This is a genomic window from Stenotrophomonas sp. 22LJNL06-5-1 (assembly GCF_056861455.1).
On record NZ_JBSPUE010000008.1, the window covers coordinates 48,786 to 64,691 of the forward strand.

Genomic DNA, 15,906 nt, shown 5'->3' on the forward strand with positions numbered 1-15,906 from the left:
CGACGCCCTCTTGACCCTCGTACACTCGGGGGCATGAGCCGCCACTCACGACACCCCGAACTGCACCGCTCCGAGCGCGTCGGCTGGCTGCGTGCCGCCGTGCTGGGCGCCAACGATGGCATTGTCTCGGTGGCAGGGCTGGTGGTCGGCGTGGCCGCCAGCGGTGCCTCCGCTGCGACCATTCTGGCCACCGGCGTGGCCGGCACCGTGGCCGGCGCGATGTCGATGGCTGCCGGCGAGTATGTCTCGGTACAGACCCAGGCCGACACCGAAGACGCCGACCTGGCGATGGAAAAGCGCGAACTGCACGAAGATCCGCACAGCGAGCTGGAAGAGCTGACCGCGATCTACCGCCACCGTGGCCTGGAGCCGGCGCTGGCACGGCAGGTGGCCGAACAGCTCACCGCCCACGACGCACTGGGCGCCCACGCCCGCGACGAGCTGGGCATCACCGATACCCTGCGCGCCCGCCCGCTGCAGGCAGCGCTGGCCTCGGCCGGCGCCTTCACCTGCGGTGCGGCACTGCCGGTGCTGACCGCGCTGCTCGCACCGGTCGACAAGGTCGCGATGATGACCACCGCCAGCACCCTGCTCGGCCTGTGCCTGACCGGCGCGATGGCGGCCCAGGCCGGCGGCGCACCGCCGGTACGCGGCGCGATCCGGGTGATGTTCTGGGGCGCGTTGGCGATGGCCGCGGCCGCCGGCGTCGGTCGCCTGCTCGGCGCACACGTGACATGACCGCCATGCTGCCCCCGGCCACCGCACTGCTGGCCGAGATGGCCAGCCTGGCCGGCTGCGCACGCGCCGAAGGTTATGCCTGCATCACCGCACGTCGCGAGCATGGCGCCAGCTCGGTGGAGATTCCGCAACCGCAGTTCGCGATCCTGCTGGAAGGCCGCAAGCAGGTGCGTACCGCACACCAGTCGCTGGAGTTCGTCCCCGGCGACATCCTGCTGCTGACCCAGCGCTGCCGCATCGACGTGGTCAACAGCCCCGACCCACGCAGCGGCCGTTACCTCAGCGCCATCGTGCCGCTGTGTGCCGAAGTGCTGGCAGCCGCACGCACGCTGTGGAGCGAGGAGCTTCCCGCCGCGGGCCAGGCGATGGCGCGACTGCCGTTGATCGACCATGGCACAGTGCTGCGCCAGTGGCGGCAATCGCTGCAGGACGGCCGCTACAGCGAGGCACGATTGGCCCTGGCCTCGCTGGTACTGACCCTGTGCCGGCAGGGCCACGGCAACCTGCTGCTGCCACAGGCACCGAGCCTGGGCGAACAGATCCGCGACCGCATCGCGGCCGAACCGGCACGCGATTGGCAATCACGCGATGTGGAAGAGCAGTTCGCACTGAGCGGTGCAACCCTGCGTCGTCGTCTCGCCGCCGAGGACACCAGCCTGCGCCAGCTGCTCACCGAGGCACGGCTGGCGCATGGCATGCAGCTGCTCTACACCACCGACCTGCCGTTGAAGACCGTGGCCGCACGCGTGGGTTACCGGTCTGTGGCGAGTTTCAGCAAGCGCTTCGCCGAGCAGTACGGACTGGCTCCCACAGACATTTGAGGGGGTTCGGCAGGGCTTGCAGCCCTGCACCTGCAGAGGCAACGGCAACAGCGAAAGCAACAGCAACAGCGGCTATCCGTGGGATGGCGGGGCGGTGTGGGTGGGCAGGACACGCCGTAAACCCGTCCCTGGGGGCTCGATGGCGCCATCCATGGCGCCAACGGTCCTGCCCACCCACACCGCCCCACCTCTGACAGATTTCTGCAGCTGTTGGTAGGTGTCGACCTTGGTCGACACATCTGTCAGATATCGAATGAAACTCCGGGGTCAGATCCGTTTTCCTCTGGAAAACGGATCTGACCCCACGAGCTGACAGATCGCGGAAAACTGTCGAAGGCGGGGTGGGTCCGGTTGCGGGGGCGTGAGCCGCATGGATGCGGCGACCGAGCTTACATGGACGTACTTGCAGCGTCCCCCGCAACCGGACCCACCCCGCCATCCCACAGGAAACCAGCTTTTGACGTTGCTTTGGCTGTTGCCCTTGCCTCTGCGGGTGCAGGGCGCAGCCCTGCAGACACCCCCCTTCCCTGAGCATTCCGCGTAGTGGTTTGAGCGCCGCGCACACGTCGGCCACGGCACGCTATGCGGCAACGGAACCGCCCGTCGTCCATCGAGAACCATCATGACCCTGCGTCCCCTGCCGCTGCGCGGCGCCCTGCTGCTGGCTCTGTCGTCCCTGCCGCTGGCCGCGCTGGCCGAGGTCACTTCGCCCGCCCCCACCCAGCAGGTGCCTGGTGTCTATCACCAGCGCATCGGCGCCCTGCAGGTCACCGCCCTGTTCGACGGCGTGGTCGCGCTGGGCCGGCAGGAAGTGGTGGACGTGCCGCCGACGCTGGTCAGCCGCCTGCTGGAAGGCCGTTACGTGCCGGAAGACAAGAAGGGCCTGCAGACCGCGATCAACGCGTTCCTGATCCGCCAGGGCAACCACCTGACCCTGGTCGACACCGGCACCGCGCAGTGCTTCGGCCCCGGCCTGGGCCAGGTGCTGGGCAACCTGCGCGCCTCCGGCGTGGACCCGGCCGAGGTGGACGAGGTGCTGCTGACCCACGCCCATCCGGACCACCTGTGCGGTGTGCTCGATGCGCAGGGCAAGCCGGCCTACCCGAATGCCACGGTGTGGCTGTCCAAGGCGGATGCCGATTACTGGCTCAGCCCGGCCAGCGAGGCCACCGCGCCGAAGGGCGTGCGCTTCGCCTTCCCGCTGGCGCGCAATGCGGTAGCGCCGTACCAGGCCAGCGGCCACCTGCGTACCTTCAGTCCCGGCGATGTCCTGCCCGGTGGCGCGGTGGCGATGGACACCCATGGCCATACGCCCGGCCATGTCTCTTACCGGTTCGACAGCCAGGGTCAGTCGCTGCTGGTATGGGGTGATGTGCTGCACTTCCATGCGGTGCAGTTCGCGCACCCGGAGGCGGCATTCGAGGCGGATTCGGACCGCAAGGCGGCCATCGCCAGCCGTCGCGGGCTGCTGCAGCAGGCCACCGCCAACGGCTGGTGGGTGGCCGGTGCGCACCTGCCGTTCCCCGGCCTGGGCCATGTGCGTGGCGAGGGCCAGGCCTACGCGTGGGTGCCGACGGAGTATTCGCCGTTGTGAGGGTGTGCCGACCAAGGTCGGCACCCACCCGATCGGGTAGCGCCCGGCTGCCCGGTAGCGCCCGGCTGCCAGCCGGGCGACCGTAAATGCCTTATTCCAGCCCCAGCCAGCCGCCGATCACGCCGCGGGCTTCGTCCACGCCGGTACGGTCTTCGCCGGAGAACACCTGCACGCTGACGCTGTCGCCGTAGGCCGATTGCAGTTCCTTGCGCACCTTCTGCAGGGACTGCATCTGCTGGCTGCGGCTGAGCTTGTCGGCCTTGGTCAGCAGCGCGTGCGCCGGCAGGCCACGCTGCACGGCGTAGGACAGCATCTGCCGGTCGTAGTCCTTCAGCGGATGGCGGATGTCCATCACCACCACCAGGCCCTTCAGGGCTTCGCGGGTGCGGAAATACTTGTCGATGAAGGCCTGCCAGTGCGCCTGCAGGTCCAGCGGCACCTTGGCATAGCCGTAACCGGGCAGGTCGACCAGATGCGCTTCCGGGGTGACCTGGAAGAACACCAGCTGCTGGGTACGGCCGGGGGTCTTGGAGACACGGGCCAGGGCGTTCTGGCGGGTCAGCGCGTTGAGCGCACTGGACTTGCCGGCGTTGGAGCGGCCGGCGAAGGCCACTTCGGCCCCTTCGTCGGGCGGCAGCTGCCGCACGTTGTGGGCCGAAAGGTGGTAACGGGCGCGTTCGATGAGCAATGACATGTGCCTAGGATCGCATGTTGCGGCGCCGCGCGCCCGTGCCGGCGGCCTTTGCGGGCATTTTGCTGCACTGCTGCGTTGACCGTGTGCGGAAACGGCGTTGATAATCCGGGCGATGCCGGCAGCCACCGCCCGGCCCGGTCCATACGGAGCTTTAGCATGCGCCACGCTCGCGTTCTTGCCGTATCCGCCCTTGCCACTGCTGTAGTCGTTGCCGCTGCTGCGTTCGCGCAGACCACGTTGACCCCGCTGCCCGACAACGGGCCGATCAACACCGCCTCGCTGGAGGTGGATTTCAGCAAGACCCACTGGGGCGATGCCAAGGCCGGCCAGACCAAGGCCTCGGCCTGCGCGGCCTGCCATGGCGCCGACGGCAACTCCACGGTGGAGATGTACCCGTCCATCGCCGGCCAGAGCGAACGCTACGTCGCCCAGCAGATGGCCCTGATCGCCAACGGCCAGCGCAGTTCCGGCGCGGCGGTGGCGATGGTGCCGTTCGTGCAGAACCTCACCCCGCAGGACATGCGTGACATCGGCGCGTTCTTTGCCACGCAGAAGGCCACCGCCGGCATCGCCGATGACACGGCGGTCACCGACGGCCCCTACAAGGGCATGAAGTTCTACGAGATCGGCCAGCAGCTGTACCGTGGCGGTGACGCCAAGCGCGGCCTGCCAGCCTGCATGGCCTGCCACGGCCCCAGCGGTGCCGGCAATCCTGGCCCGGCCTATCCGCACATCGGTGGCCAGCACGCCAGCTATGTCGCGCGCCGCCTGCAGGAATACCAGGCCGGCCAGACCAACGAGACCGACAAGGCGCACTTCCAGATCATGGCTGCGGTTGCGCAGAAGCTGAGCGAACAGGAGGTGCAGGCGCTGTCGAGCTACCTGCAGGGCCTGCACAACAAGGCCGACGACGTGGCCGCTGCCACCACGCCGGCACAACCGGCTGCCGCCCCCTGACCACCACTGGTCGGCCCGGGTCGCCACGCCGGCCCGCGCCTGCGGTATGTTTCCTTCACGCCGGCGACCGCGCCGGCGTTGCTTTTTTCAACGGAGATGCGTGTCGATGAGGTTGATTTCCCGCCTGCTGTTGTCTGTGCTGGTGCTGCTGCCGCTGGTAGCCTGCGCCGCCACCCCCGCCAATGCCCCGCTGGTCGAGGGCAAAGACTACGAGCGCATCGCCCAGCCGGGCCCGTTCCAGCCGCTGGCCGGCAAGATCGAGGTGGTCGAGGTCTTCGGCTACACCTGCCCGCACTGCGCCCGTTTCGAACCGCAGCTGGAAGCCTGGGCAGCCAAGCTGCCGGCCGACGTGCGCTTCACCCCGGTTCCGGCGGCCTTCGGCGGCGCCTGGGACGCCTGGGCCCTGGCCTACTACGCCGCCGACGAAGTCGGCGTGGCCAAGCGCAGCCATGGCGCCGTGTTCAAGGCCCTGCACCAGGACGGCTCGCTGCCGATGCAGAACATCTCGGCCGATGAGCTCGCCACCTTCTACAAGGCCTACGGCGTGACCCCGGACCGTTACCTGCTGGCCCTGCGCGGCGATGCCGTACAGAAGAAGGTCGATGCCGCCCGCGCGTTCGCCCAGCGCACCAAGATCCCGGGGACCCCGGCGCTGATCATCAACGGCCAGTACCTGGTCCGTGGCGACAGCTTCGACGACCAGCTGCGCATCGCCTCGGCGCTGATCGCCCAGGCCCGCGCCGCCCGCGGCCGCTGAACCAACACCCACCACCGACACGGCGCTGTCGCCGCCGCGTGTCATCATTTCCCCCTGGCCGGCGCATGACGCCGGCCCCACCATTCCAGATGCTGGAGACGTTTCCATGAAGATCCGTTACGCCCTCGCCCTCGCAGCGCTGCTGCCGATCCTGGCCGCCTGCAAGGCCGACGACGGCAGCACCAACACCACCGCAGCCCCGGCCGAACCGGCTGCAGCTCCGGCGACCACCGAACCGGCCGCTCCGGCCGCAGGTACCGAAGGCGCCGCCCCGGCCGCAGCCGAAGGCGAGAAGGCCGCGGCTGAAGCCGCCCCGGCCGCCGCACCGGCCCCGACCACCGCCGCACTGACCGGCCCGGCCCCGGTGGAAGGCGCCGACTACCAGGTGATCCCGAACGGCCAGCCGTTCCAGCCGGCCGCCGGCAAGATCGAAGTGACCGAGATCTTCGGCTACGTCTGCCCGGCCTGCGCCGCGTTCCAGCCGCTGGTCGGCCCGTGGAAGGCCGGCCTGCCGAGCGATGTGAACTTCGTCTACGTGCCGGCCATGTTCGGTGGCACCTGGGACAACTACGCCCGTGCCTTCTACGCCGCGCAGACCCTGGGCGTGCAGGAGAAGACCCACGAAGCCCTGTACGCTGCCATCCATTCGCAGAAGACCCTGAAGGGCGAGCGCGGCACCGATTCGGTTGACGACATCGCCAAGTTCTACGGTACCTACGGCGTGGATCCGAAGCAGTTTGCCGCCACCATGGGCAGCTTCGCGGTGAATGCCAAGACCAACTCGGCCAAGCAGTTCGCCCAGCGCAGCCAGATCAGCGGCACCCCGTCGATCATCGTCAACGGCAAGTACCTGGTGAAGGGCAAGAGCTTCCCGGACATGCTGCGCATTGCCGACCACCTGATCGCCCGCGAACGCGGTGCGGCCCAGGCTCACTGATCCAAGAGAAGCGTTTCCCGGCCGTGAATTCCCCCCGTACACGGACCCTGCGCTTGCTGACGGCCAACATCCAGGCCGGCTCAAGTACCCGCCGCTACAGCGACTATGTGACCCGCAGCTGGTCACATGCGCTGCCGGCGGGTCGCAAGCGCAGCAGCCTGGACGCGATCGCCACCCTGGCGCGCGAACATGACATCGTCGGCCTGCAGGAGGCCGACCCGGGCAGCCTGCGCTCGGGCTTCACCAACCAGACCCACTACCTGGCCCAGCGTGCCGGCTTCAACTACTGGAGCCACCAGCCGAACCGGCGCATGGGCGGGGTCGCGTCCAGCGCCAATGGCCTGCTGAGCAAGCTGGAACCGGTGGAAGTGCAGGACCACGCCCTGCCCGGCCGCATCGGCGGGCGCGGCGTGCTGCTGGCCAAGTTCGGCGACGGTGCCGATGGCCTGGCGGTGGCGGTGGCCCATCTTTCACTCGGTGCGGGCTCGCGGATGTCACAGCTGGGCTTCATTGCCGAGCTGCTGTCCGACCACCCCAACGCCGTATTGATGGGTGACTTCAACTGCCTGGCCGAGCGCCCGGAAATGCAGGTGCTGTACCAGAAGACCCGGCTGCAGCCCCCGGGCTGCATCGTGCCGACCTTCCCCAGCTGGCGCCCCGACCGCGCCATCGACCACATCCTGGTCAGCAGCGGCCTGCAGACCCGTACCGTGGAAGCCGTACCGGCCGCGTTCTCCGATCACCTCGCCCTGGCGATGCAGATCGACGTCCCGGCCGACGCCCTGCGCTGACCCGCCCCTGGTAGGTGCGGACAGCCGCTCTGGTGGGTGCGGACAGCCGCTCTGGTGGGTGCGGACCGTTGGTCCGCACGCTCTCCGCCGGGCATGGCCCGGCGCTACCCGGCCTGCGCCACCGGCACCTTCAACCGCCGCGCGGTCATCGTGCTGCCCACCGAGGCCAGCACCGTGCAGCCGATCGCCAGCCACTGCAATCCATGCAGGTGCTCGTGCAGCAGCAGCATCGCCCACAGCGCGGCCACCGCCGGTTCCATGCTGATCAGGATGCCGAACGTCTCTTTCGGCAGGCGCTTGAGCGCCATCATCTCCAGCGACATCGGGATCGCGCTGGAGACCAGCGCCACCAGCAGGCCGGCCGCCAGGATCTTCGGATCGAGCAGCGCGGCACCGGCATGCACCACGCCCACCGGTACCACCACCAGCGAGGCCGCCAGCAGCCCCAGCGACACCGAATGCCCGGCGTGCAGGTGGCCTGCACGCTTGCCGAACACGATGTACAGGCCCCAGCACGCCGCCGCGCCCATCGCGTACAGCACGCCGGCCGGGTCCAGCGCCGGGCCGCCGCCCAACGGCAGCAGCAGCAACAGCCCGACCACAGCACAGCCCACCCAGACGAAATCGATGGGGCGTCGTGACGACAGCATCGCCACCGTCAGCGGCCCGGTGAACTCGATGGCCACCGCGATGCCGAACGGAATCGTGCGCAGGGCCATGTAGAACAGCAGGTTCATCAGGCCCAGGGTGAGCCCGTAGCGCAGGATGGTGATCGCATCCACGCGGCTGGTCTTCCAGCGCCATGGCCGCCAGAACAGCAGCAGCAACAGCGCCGAGAAGCCCACGCGCAGCGCGCTGGTGCCCTGGGCACCGATCAGCGGGAACAGGTGTTTTGCGTAGGAGGTGCCGATGGCCAGCGAGGTGACCGAGCCGAGCACCGCCAGCGCCGGCAACATCGGCGCGAGTCGTGAGGTCTGCATATGCGAAGTCTATTGCGCCGGCGCCGAGCACTTGGCTCAATTGACAGCCCGTTCGTGCAACTTCTGCTCGCCATGGCCACCGCCCCCGTGCTCGACAGCTTCGACCGCGCCATCCTCGACCTGCTGCAGCGGGACAACACCCTGCCACAGCGCGAAATCGCCGAGGCCGTGCACCTGTCCACCCCGGCCGTGCAGCGCCGCATCAAGCGACTGCAGGACAGCGGCGTAATCGCGGCCAATGTGGCAGTGGTCGCCGCCGCCAAGGTCGGGCGACCGCTGACCATCATCGTCGAGGTGCGCGTGGTCAGCGAACAGCGCGAACGCGTGGCGCCGTTCAAGCGCCGCGTGCAGGAGGACCCCGCCGTGCAGCAGTGCTACTCGATCACCGGCGATGGCGATTTCCTGCTGCTGCTTTCGGCGGCGTCGATGGAGGAGTACGAGGCGATCACCGAGCGCTTGTTCGGTGGCGATGACAACATCGAGCGCTTCCGCACCTCGGTGGCACTGGGCACGTTGAAGCGGAGTTTCGAGGTCCCGCTGCTGCCGGTTCTGTAGCATCGGAGACCATGAGTACACCGCCCCCTCCCGCCCTTCGCCAGCGCCGCTGGTTGCTGCTCGGCCTGTGGCTGGTCATCGCCATCGTCGCCGCGATGGCGCTGTGGAACAGCCCATGGGCCGCTGCACCGAAACTGCTGTGGACACTCTCTCGTATGCCGCCGGCCACGCAACTGCCGGTGCCGGTGGACGGCGTGCGGCCACGCCAGATCACCGATACTTTCGGCGCGCCACGTGGCCGTGACCGCTCCCACGCCGGCATCGACATCTTCGCCAAGCGCGGCACACCAGTGCGCAGCGTCACTGCCGGCGTCATCGCGGATGTCAGCGAGCGCGGGCTCGGCGGCCGCCAGGTGTGGGTGATCGGGCCCGGGCGCGAACGCTACTACTACGCGCATCTGGAGGACTGGGCCGACGGCCTGGCACGCGGCCAGGTGGTCCAGGCAGGAGACCTTCTCGGTCATGTTGGCGACAGCGGCAACGCCAAGGGCACGCCGCCGAACCTGCACTGGGGCATCTACGGCGCCGACGGCGCCCGCGACCCGCTGCCACTGCTGCGCTGACACCATTGCGCACCCGCGGACCGATCTGTTCATGATTTGTAAATAGGAATAGTTCGTATTACCATTTCTTTCGTTTCCGGTGGTGCCAGGACGGCCTGCCCGTCCTTTCCCCACCCCTAGCGCATCGCCTCCTGGATGACGGCCGACCGCGTGTGCTCGTCCAGGACCCCCATGACCCGTCCCGCCTTCCGTACCCCGCAGCCACAGCGGCTGTCCGTTGCCGTGCTTGCCGTTCTCTGCGCCGTGGCCCCAGCCGCCTTCGCCGACACCGCCGCCGACCCGACTACGCTGGACAAGGTCGTCGTCAAGGGCGAACGCGCCGAAGGCTACTCGGTGCGCCGCACCTCGGCCGGTACCCGCTTCGATCTGGCGCCGCGCGAGATTCCGCAGTCGATCAGCATCATCAGCCACCAGCGCATCGAAGATCAGAAGCTGGACGACATCATCGACGTGCTGGCCAATACCACCGGCGTGACCAGCACCCAGTCCGACAGCGAGCGCACCGAGTTCTACGCGCGCGGCTTCTACATCGATGCCTACCAGTTCGATGGCCTGCCGACGCAGATGGTGCAGAACTGGAGCTACGGTGATTCCGGCCTGGACCTGGCGCTGTATGACCGCGTTGAAGTGGTGCGCGGCGCGACCGGCCTGCTCAGCGGTGCCGGCAATCCGTCGGCGTCGGTGAATCTGGTGCGCAAGCATGCCGACAGCGCCGAATTGACCGGCAGCGTCTCGGTGAACGTCGGCAGCTGGGGCCGCACCCGCACCACCGTGGACGTGGGCAGCGCGCTCAACGCCAGCGGCAGCGTGCGCGGACGGGTCATCGGCAGCTACCTGGACACCGATGGCCAGATGGACCGCTACAACCAGCGCAAGACGCTGGGCTACGCCGTCATCGACGCCGACCTGACCCCGGATACGCAGTTGAGCGTGGGCTACGACTACCAGCAGAAGCGCGCCAATGGCGCGACCTGGGGCGGCTTCCCGATGTGGTACGCCGATGGCAGCCCGACGAACTATCCGACCTCGTTCAATCCGTCGCCGGACTGGACCTACTGGGACACCACCAGCAAGCGTGCGTTCGCCACCCTGCAGCATGCCTTCAGCAACGGCTGGAAGTTCAAGATCGGCGCCACCCATGACCGCACCAAGGCCGACGACAAGCTGTTCTATCCGGCCTACACCGCGTTCAACAAGACCACGGGCGCCGGCATCACGCCGATGGCCGGCTTCTACAACACCGAGCGCAAGGTCGATGGTATCGACGGTTACATCGACGGCCCATTCCAGCTGTTCGGCCGCGAACACCAGTTCATGGCCGGCCTGAGCTACAACAAGCGCGAATTCACCAACTACGGTGACTTCCAGCCGGATTCCACCGATCCCAATGCCCAGTACCTGCCGCTGGCCAGCTACTTCGGCTGGACCGGTGATTTCCCGCAGCCGAACTGGCGACCGCTGAAGCTGGCCAGCCAGGGCACCATCACCCAGAAGGCCGGCTATGCCGCCGCGCGCCTGTCGCTGGCCGATCCGTTGAAGCTGATCATCGGCGCGCGCTACACCGACTGGAAGAGCGAAGACGAAGGCAACGACCGCTCGCACAAAGTGACCACGCCGTATGCCGGCCTGGTCTACGACATCAACGATACCTACTCCGCCTACGCCAGCTATACCGAGATCTTCCAGCCGCAGACGCTGCGCAACAAGCAGGGCAGCTACCTCGATCCGGTCGATGGCAAGAGCTACGAAGTAGGCGTCAAGGGTGCGTGGTTCGACAACCGACTGAATGCATCCGTGGCAGTGTTCCGCATCGAGCAGGACAACGTTGGCCAGGCAACCATGGACAAGGTTGACGGGCAGTTGAACGAAACCGCCTTCATCGCTGCACGCGGTACCGTCAGCCGTGGCTTCGAGTTCGAAGTGAATGGCGAACTGGCACCGGGCTGGAACGCGACCTTCGGTGCTTCGCGTTACGTGGCCAAGGACATCAACGGCGCCGACATCAACACCAACCTGCCGCAGACCGCGTTGAAGCTGTTCACCAGCTATACCCCGCAGTCGCTGCAGGCGCTGACCGTCGGCGGTGGTGCCAACTGGCAGAACCGCATCTACTACTCCGCACCGGTGGTGGGTCGCTTCGAACAGGAAGGCTATGCGCTGGTCAGTGCCTTCGTGCGCTACCGCATCTCGCCGGAGTTCAGCGTGCAGGCCAACCTCAACAACCTGCTGGACAAGAAGTACTACTCGCAGATCACCGGCTACGGTGCCTATGGCGACGGCCGCAATGGCTCGCTGACGTTCACCTGGGCGTTCTGATGTAACCGGCTCCTGTAGAGTCGCGTCATGCCCGACTCGATCACACGGGGTGGTCGAGCACGGCTCGACACTACAACGGGGGCGCTCGGCGCCCCCCTGTTGCCGCGCTGCCCTTGCAGGTGTAGCGTCGCGCACACGGATACCTCGCGCCTTCCCCCTCAAGGACGACCGGCCATGCGCACCCGCACGAAACTCGGTCTCTCGCTCGTGGCCCTGTTCTCTTCGCTGCCGTTGATGGTCGCCACCGGCAATGGCTACTTCATCCTGCTTCTGCTGATGGGCCTGCCCGCAGCGATCCTGTTCTGGTTCGATCTGGGCCGGGAACTGCGTGCCATCCCCGCCCCCACCCGCACCGAGCGCGCGCTGGGCCTGGCAATGGGCCTTCCACAGGTGCTGTTCGGACTGTTGTGCGCGGGGATCGGCCTGATCCTGGTGGCCTGGATCCTGTACAACCTGCTGGTCGAATCCCTGCCGCAGTTCCGCATTCCGTCACTGCCTAGCTTCGCGGTCGGGCCGATGATGATCGTGGCCGGACTGGGATGGGCACGCACCGCGTTCCGCCGTGCCAGCCTTGAGCAGGATGGCCTTGAGCAGGATGACCCGGAGCAGGACATTCCGGACTGACCATCTTTATGGAGTCGAGCCCTGCCCGACTCCATCACACAGGGCGGTCGAACAGGGCTCGACCCTGCAACGGCGCCGGGCTGAGCCCGGCGCCGTCCCTTCATCAGAAGCGCAGGTCCGCGCGCAGGTACCAGTAGCGGCCACGCGGGATGTCATAGGTCGAGGCGTCGTAACCGTTCAACGAGCACGACAGGCAGATCGGCGGATCCTTGTCGAACACGTTGTTCAGGCCGGCCGTCAGCTGCAGCCCCTTCATCCAGTCGATCTTGTAGCCCACCTGCATGTCATGGAAGGTGGTGGCCGACAGCGTATTGGTGCCCGCCGCCTGGTTGCTGCAGACCGGGAACACAGAGGCGTCACCGCAGTTTTCTGTCAGTTCGGAGATATGCCGCACCGTCCAGTTGGCGCTCCAGCGGTCCAGCGTCCAGCCGATGCTGGCATTGCTGGTCCATTCCGGAATCGAGCTGTCGGCCACCTCCACGCCCGGCTTCTGCGGCTGCTTCTGGCCCGCCGCACCGGTGGCTTCGTAGCGACCCACGAAGGTGTTCTTCCAGCCCAGCTTGAACTGGCCAATCGAGCTCTGCGGCAGCGTCCAGAACAGATCCACATCCCAGCCATCGGTCTTGATCGAACCCAGATTGGTCAGGCGGTTGTTGAAGCTGCTGACCGCGCCGGTGCTGGCACGGGTGATGCCGTTGCAGTAGATCGGGTCCAGCGTATCCACGCACAGGTCCAGCTGGGTCTGCGCGTTGATCGCCTGGATCGCGCCGTCGATGGCATGGCGGTAGAAGGTCACTTCCACGTCGAAGCGCTCCGACCACGAGGTGTTACTGCCGAACCACGGGCTCCAGACGAAGCCTGCGCTGAAGCTGCGCGAGCGTTCCGGATCCAGCTCGCGGTTGCCGCCGGTGGTCACCGAGATCTGCGAGTTGGCCTGCTGGAAGCCGGTCGGCACGCCCAGCGCGGCACAGTTGGCGGCACTGCCACGCGGCGGCGTTCCACCCAGGCCCACCGAGCACGGATCGAACAACTGCAGATCGGCACGCGCGGCCGAGCCGTACAACTCGCCGATCGACGGTGCGCGGAAGCCCTCGGCATAAGTCGTGCGCAGCACGAAGTCGTCGGTCACCTGCCAGCGCAGGCCGTACTTGGGCGTGAACTCGCCACCGAAGGTGGAATAGTCCGAGTAGCGGCCGGCCAGGCTCAGGTCCAGCTTCTTGCCGAATGTCGAATCGGCGAAGATCGGCACGCTCAACTCCAGATAGGCCTCGTTGACGTCATAGGAACCCGAGGTCGGCTGCGAAGGCACGCCGTTGTAGTGACCGGCCACCGTCAACGGATCGGGCTGGTACGAACCCTCGTACTTGCGATACTCGAAGCCGGTAGCGAACGACACCGGGCCGGCCGGCAGCGTGAACAGGTCGCTGGACAGGTTGGCGGTGAACAGGCTCAGTTCGTTCTGGCTGCGGTCACGCACCACCGGCTGGATCCACTTCAGCATGTCCGGGGTGATCGAACCGACACCGCCGAAGATGTTCAGCGGCACGCAGCCCGGCGTCGCCGCACAGACGGACGGATCGCCCAGCGCCATGTTGACGTTGTAGATGTTGTAGCTGCCGTAGTTGGTCTGTTCGGCCTTGTTCTTGCTGTACATGCCATTGACGTCCCAGTACCAGCTGCGGTCAGCCGCCTGGAAGTTGCCGACGAAGCCGGTGGCGAAGTACGTGGTGTCCACTTCCTGCTTGAACACGCGCGCACCGCCTTCCACCGGACGGCGGCCGATCAGGCTCAGGTTGTCACCCGAGACCAGGTCGAAGCCGAACGGGTTGTACGGATTGAGGGCGGACACGGTGATGTTGTCGGCCAGCGGATTGCCGGTGGCGCCATCGGGGCCGAAGAACAGCGGCTCCGGGCCGGCCTGGTTGGTCGACTCACGTCGGTTGCCCAGTGCCTTGACGTACCACTGCACGTTGTCGGTGATGTCGAAGCGGAACTGACCGAACAGGCCCTTACGCTCCGACGGAGTCAGCACCATGTTGTACTCGGCGAAATTGAACCGGTCGGCGCTGGTGAAGCAGTGATAGTCATCGGTGCGCGCGCAGCCGGCACTGCCATCGTAGCGCGGGTTGCTCACGCCGGTATTGGGCACGATGTTCTGCACCGCACCGGTGTTCGGGTCGGTGAACATGAAACGGCCCTGCGGAATGCCGCCGCTGCCGAAGGCCAGGCCGGTGCCGGGAATCGGGAAGCGCGACTGCTCGCGGTCCTTGGCGAACACCGGGTCCTGCTTGGTCCAGCTGGCGCCCAGGAACAGGCTGAAGCGATCACCGCTCTTGCCCCAGGCCAGGTCCACGCCCTTCTGCGTACCATCGCCCTTGCTGTACTCGCCGTAGTTCAGGGTCACCTGGCCGCCATCGAAGTCACGGCGGGTGATGATGTTGACCACGCCGGCAATGGCATCGGAACCGTACAGCGACGACGCGCCATCTTCCAGCACTTCGATGCGCTCGACGATGGCCAGCGGAATGGTATTGAGATCGGTGGCCGAGCCGACGCCGGAGGCGGATGACTCATTGACCCAGCGGATGCCATCGACCAGCACCAGCACGCGCTTGGCGCCCAGATGGCGCAGGTCCACCTGCGCCGAGCCAGCACCTACACCACTGCCATCGGGCGGAAAGCCGAAGTTGCCGGACGAGTTGAACTTGGCGTTGAGCGCCGAACCGGAACCGGTGAGCTGCTGCAGCACTTCGCCGATCGAGGTCAGGCCGGTGCGTTCGATGTCGCCGCGGGTCAAGGTCTGGATCGGTACCTGGCCTTCGACTTCAGCGCGCTTGATGCGGGTACCGGTGACTTCCACCGCATCCAGGTTGGTGGTGGATTGTGCAGCGGCACCCAACGGTGCCAGGGTCATCACGCACAGCGCGACGGCAACCGCCAAAGGGCGGTGGTGCAGGTGATTCATTCGCTCTCTCTCCAAAGGAATGTCGGGACATGGGCTGCCGCACTCCCTCCCTGCATGGCGGCGCCGTCTCCTTTGTAAACAAGTGGTAAAAATCGCGGCGTGATGATCGACACTCTTTCACGCGGAATTGACGCAATTGCAGGCCGATTGCGTCAGATAGCTGCAGGTTATGACCGGACGATACTGTTCACTGCAGGCAGCCTTGATGCTGGCTGCGACAGCACGCGCCGGGAGCTGCCGCATTCATGAAAAAGGTCTTTGCAGGATGAAAGCACTGACTGCCGTGCTGGGCGTCACGATGGTGATGATGCTGCTTCTTTCCCTGGCAGGTGAATCGAGAGCAGGCGGCGTGATCGAGTGCAACAACTGCCCCTCTCCCAGCGGTGCGGCCTTGGCCTCGGGAGAGGGACTGACGGTTGTGGTGGATTTCGAGAGAGCCGGGTTGACTGCTTTCGACGTTGAACATGACCCTGAGAGCAGAAAGTGGCGAGCACATCCGACCCCGGTTCCAGCACAGATTGAAATGGCTTTTCTGCGGATCCTGGATGCGACACTGTCAGCAGGGCAAGCGCCGCTCATGCAGCAATCACCGCATGAGCGGCAGTGAGACAACG

General features: G+C 66.7%; 15 protein-coding genes. 12 read left to right on the forward strand and 3 right to left on the reverse strand.

Annotation, left to right across the window (positions count from 1 at the left end; all coding sequences use genetic code 11):
• Window positions 1-33 precede the first annotated feature (33 nt).
• The 3 genes from AC13GF_RS16730 to AC13GF_RS16740 all read left to right on the forward strand — a co-directional run bounded on the left by AC13GF_RS16730 (window position 34) and on the right by AC13GF_RS16740 (window position 3,153).
• Window positions 34-738 carry a VIT1/CCC1 transporter family protein gene (locus tag AC13GF_RS16730; RefSeq protein ID WP_049421856.1) on the forward strand — a complete coding sequence of 235 codons (705 nt, stop codon included), beginning with the start codon at window positions 34-36 and terminating at the stop codon, window positions 736-738.
• Complete coding sequence (locus tag AC13GF_RS16735) at window positions 735-1,559, forward strand: helix-turn-helix transcriptional regulator (protein WP_483005367.1); 825 nt, start codon at window positions 735-737, stop codon at window positions 1,557-1,559. The genes AC13GF_RS16730 and AC13GF_RS16735 overlap by 4 nt, the downstream gene beginning before the upstream one ends.
• Window positions 1,560-2,181: 622 nt before the next feature.
• Entirely contained in the window at window positions 2,182-3,153 is a 972-nt protein-coding gene (locus tag AC13GF_RS16740) for an MBL fold metallo-hydrolase (RefSeq protein ID WP_483005368.1), read from the forward strand.
• A 91-nt stretch (window positions 3,154-3,244) separates the two neighbouring features.
• On the opposite strand, the gene yihA is transcribed toward AC13GF_RS16740, so the two are convergent.
• Complete coding sequence (yihA, locus tag AC13GF_RS16745; RefSeq protein ID WP_005411022.1) at window positions 3,245-3,847, reverse strand: ribosome biogenesis GTP-binding protein YihA/YsxC; 603 nt, start codon at window positions 3,845-3,847, stop codon at window positions 3,245-3,247.
• Between the two features lie 156 nt (window positions 3,848-4,003).
• On the opposite strand from yihA, the gene AC13GF_RS16750 reads away from it, so the two are divergent.
• From AC13GF_RS16750 to AC13GF_RS16765, 4 genes are all read left to right on the forward strand, one after another.
• Window positions 4,004-4,804, forward strand: coding sequence for a c-type cytochrome (locus tag AC13GF_RS16750; protein WP_180867879.1), 801 nt, complete (start codon window positions 4,004-4,006; stop codon window positions 4,802-4,804).
• A gap of 106 nt (window positions 4,805-4,910) precedes the next feature.
• Entirely contained in the window at window positions 4,911-5,561 is a 651-nt protein-coding gene (locus AC13GF_RS16755) for a thiol:disulfide interchange protein DsbA/DsbL (RefSeq protein WP_180867877.1), read from the forward strand.
• Window positions 5,562-5,667: 106 nt separating this feature from the next.
• Window positions 5,668-6,498, forward strand: coding sequence for a thiol:disulfide interchange protein DsbA/DsbL (locus tag AC13GF_RS16760; protein WP_483005369.1), 831 nt, complete (start codon window positions 5,668-5,670; stop codon window positions 6,496-6,498).
• Between the two features lie 53 nt (window positions 6,499-6,551).
• On the forward strand, window positions 6,552-7,289 hold the full coding sequence (locus AC13GF_RS16765; RefSeq protein ID WP_005419292.1) for an endonuclease/exonuclease/phosphatase family protein: 738 nt from the start codon (window positions 6,552-6,554) through the stop codon (window positions 7,287-7,289).
• A gap of 104 nt (window positions 7,290-7,393) precedes the next feature.
• On the opposite strand, the gene AC13GF_RS16770 is transcribed toward AC13GF_RS16765, so the two are convergent.
• Window positions 7,394-8,269: an EamA family transporter gene (locus tag AC13GF_RS16770; protein WP_483005370.1), complete on the reverse strand. Its 876-nt coding sequence runs from the start codon at window positions 8,267-8,269 to the stop codon at window positions 7,394-7,396.
• Between the two features lie 72 nt (window positions 8,270-8,341).
• Here AC13GF_RS16770 and AC13GF_RS16775 point away from each other — a divergent pair, with 72 nt between their 5' ends.
• From AC13GF_RS16775 to AC13GF_RS16790, 4 genes are all read left to right on the forward strand, one after another.
• The gene (locus tag AC13GF_RS16775) at window positions 8,342-8,824 is read left to right on the forward strand and encodes an Lrp/AsnC family transcriptional regulator (protein ID WP_019336685.1); all 483 of its coding nucleotides are present in this window, start codon (window positions 8,342-8,344) and stop codon (window positions 8,822-8,824) included.
• An 11-nt stretch (window positions 8,825-8,835) separates the two neighbouring features.
• Window positions 8,836-9,387 (forward strand): M23 family metallopeptidase, encoded by a 552-nt coding sequence (locus tag AC13GF_RS16780; protein ID WP_483005371.1) that lies wholly within the window; start codon window positions 8,836-8,838, stop codon window positions 9,385-9,387.
• A gap of 171 nt (window positions 9,388-9,558) precedes the next feature.
• A complete protein-coding gene (gene fhuE / locus AC13GF_RS16785; protein WP_483005372.1) occupies window positions 9,559-11,703 on the forward strand; it encodes a ferric-rhodotorulic acid/ferric-coprogen receptor FhuE in 2,145 nt (714 codons plus the stop codon).
• A 174-nt stretch (window positions 11,704-11,877) separates the two neighbouring features.
• Entirely contained in the window at window positions 11,878-12,327 is a 450-nt protein-coding gene (locus AC13GF_RS16790; RefSeq protein WP_483005373.1) for a hypothetical protein, read from the forward strand.
• 103 nt (window positions 12,328-12,430) lie between these two features.
• Here the strand turns inward: AC13GF_RS16790 and AC13GF_RS16795 are convergent, their stop codons facing one another.
• Complete coding sequence (locus tag AC13GF_RS16795; protein ID WP_483005374.1) at window positions 12,431-15,292, reverse strand: TonB-dependent receptor; 2,862 nt, start codon at window positions 15,290-15,292, stop codon at window positions 12,431-12,433.
• 265 nt (window positions 15,293-15,557) lie between these two features.
• Between AC13GF_RS16795 and AC13GF_RS16800 the strand changes: the two genes are divergently transcribed.
• A complete protein-coding gene (locus AC13GF_RS16800) occupies window positions 15,558-15,899 on the forward strand; it encodes a hypothetical protein (protein WP_483005375.1) in 342 nt (113 codons plus the stop codon).
• Window positions 15,900-15,906 lie beyond the last annotated feature (7 nt).

Excerpts from the sequence above, each read along its gene's own strand:
- AC13GF_RS16770 (WP_483005370.1), bottom strand. The coding sequence starts at position 8,269 with ATGCAGACCTCACGACTCGCGCCGATGTTGCCGGCGCTGGCGGTGCTC.
- AC13GF_RS16735 (WP_483005367.1), top strand. The coding sequence starts at position 735 with ATGACCGCCATGCTGCCCCCGGCCACCGCACTGCTGGCCGAGATGGCC.
- AC13GF_RS16740 (WP_483005368.1), top strand. The coding sequence starts at position 2,182 with ATGACCCTGCGTCCCCTGCCGCTGCGCGGCGCCCTGCTGCTGGCTCTG.
- AC13GF_RS16800 (WP_483005375.1), top strand. The coding sequence starts at position 15,558 with ATGAAAGCACTGACTGCCGTGCTGGGCGTCACGATGGTGATGATGCTG.
- yihA (WP_005411022.1), bottom strand. The coding sequence starts at position 3,847 with ATGTCATTGCTCATCGAACGCGCCCGTTACCACCTTTCGGCCCACAAC.
- AC13GF_RS16795 (WP_483005374.1), bottom strand. The coding sequence starts at position 15,292 with ATGAATCACCTGCACCACCGCCCTTTGGCGGTTGCCGTCGCGCTGTGC.
- AC13GF_RS16755 (WP_180867877.1), top strand. The coding sequence starts at position 4,911 with ATGAGGTTGATTTCCCGCCTGCTGTTGTCTGTGCTGGTGCTGCTGCCG.
- AC13GF_RS16790 (WP_483005373.1), top strand. The coding sequence starts at position 11,878 with ATGCGCACCCGCACGAAACTCGGTCTCTCGCTCGTGGCCCTGTTCTCT.
- AC13GF_RS16760 (WP_483005369.1), top strand. The coding sequence starts at position 5,668 with ATGAAGATCCGTTACGCCCTCGCCCTCGCAGCGCTGCTGCCGATCCTG.
- AC13GF_RS16775 (WP_019336685.1), top strand. The coding sequence starts at position 8,342 with ATGGCCACCGCCCCCGTGCTCGACAGCTTCGACCGCGCCATCCTCGAC.
- fhuE (WP_483005372.1), top strand. The coding sequence starts at position 9,559 with ATGACCCGTCCCGCCTTCCGTACCCCGCAGCCACAGCGGCTGTCCGTT.
- AC13GF_RS16730 (WP_049421856.1), top strand. The coding sequence starts at position 34 with ATGAGCCGCCACTCACGACACCCCGAACTGCACCGCTCCGAGCGCGTC.
- AC13GF_RS16750 (WP_180867879.1), top strand. The coding sequence starts at position 4,004 with ATGCGCCACGCTCGCGTTCTTGCCGTATCCGCCCTTGCCACTGCTGTA.
- AC13GF_RS16780 (WP_483005371.1), top strand. The coding sequence starts at position 8,836 with ATGAGTACACCGCCCCCTCCCGCCCTTCGCCAGCGCCGCTGGTTGCTG.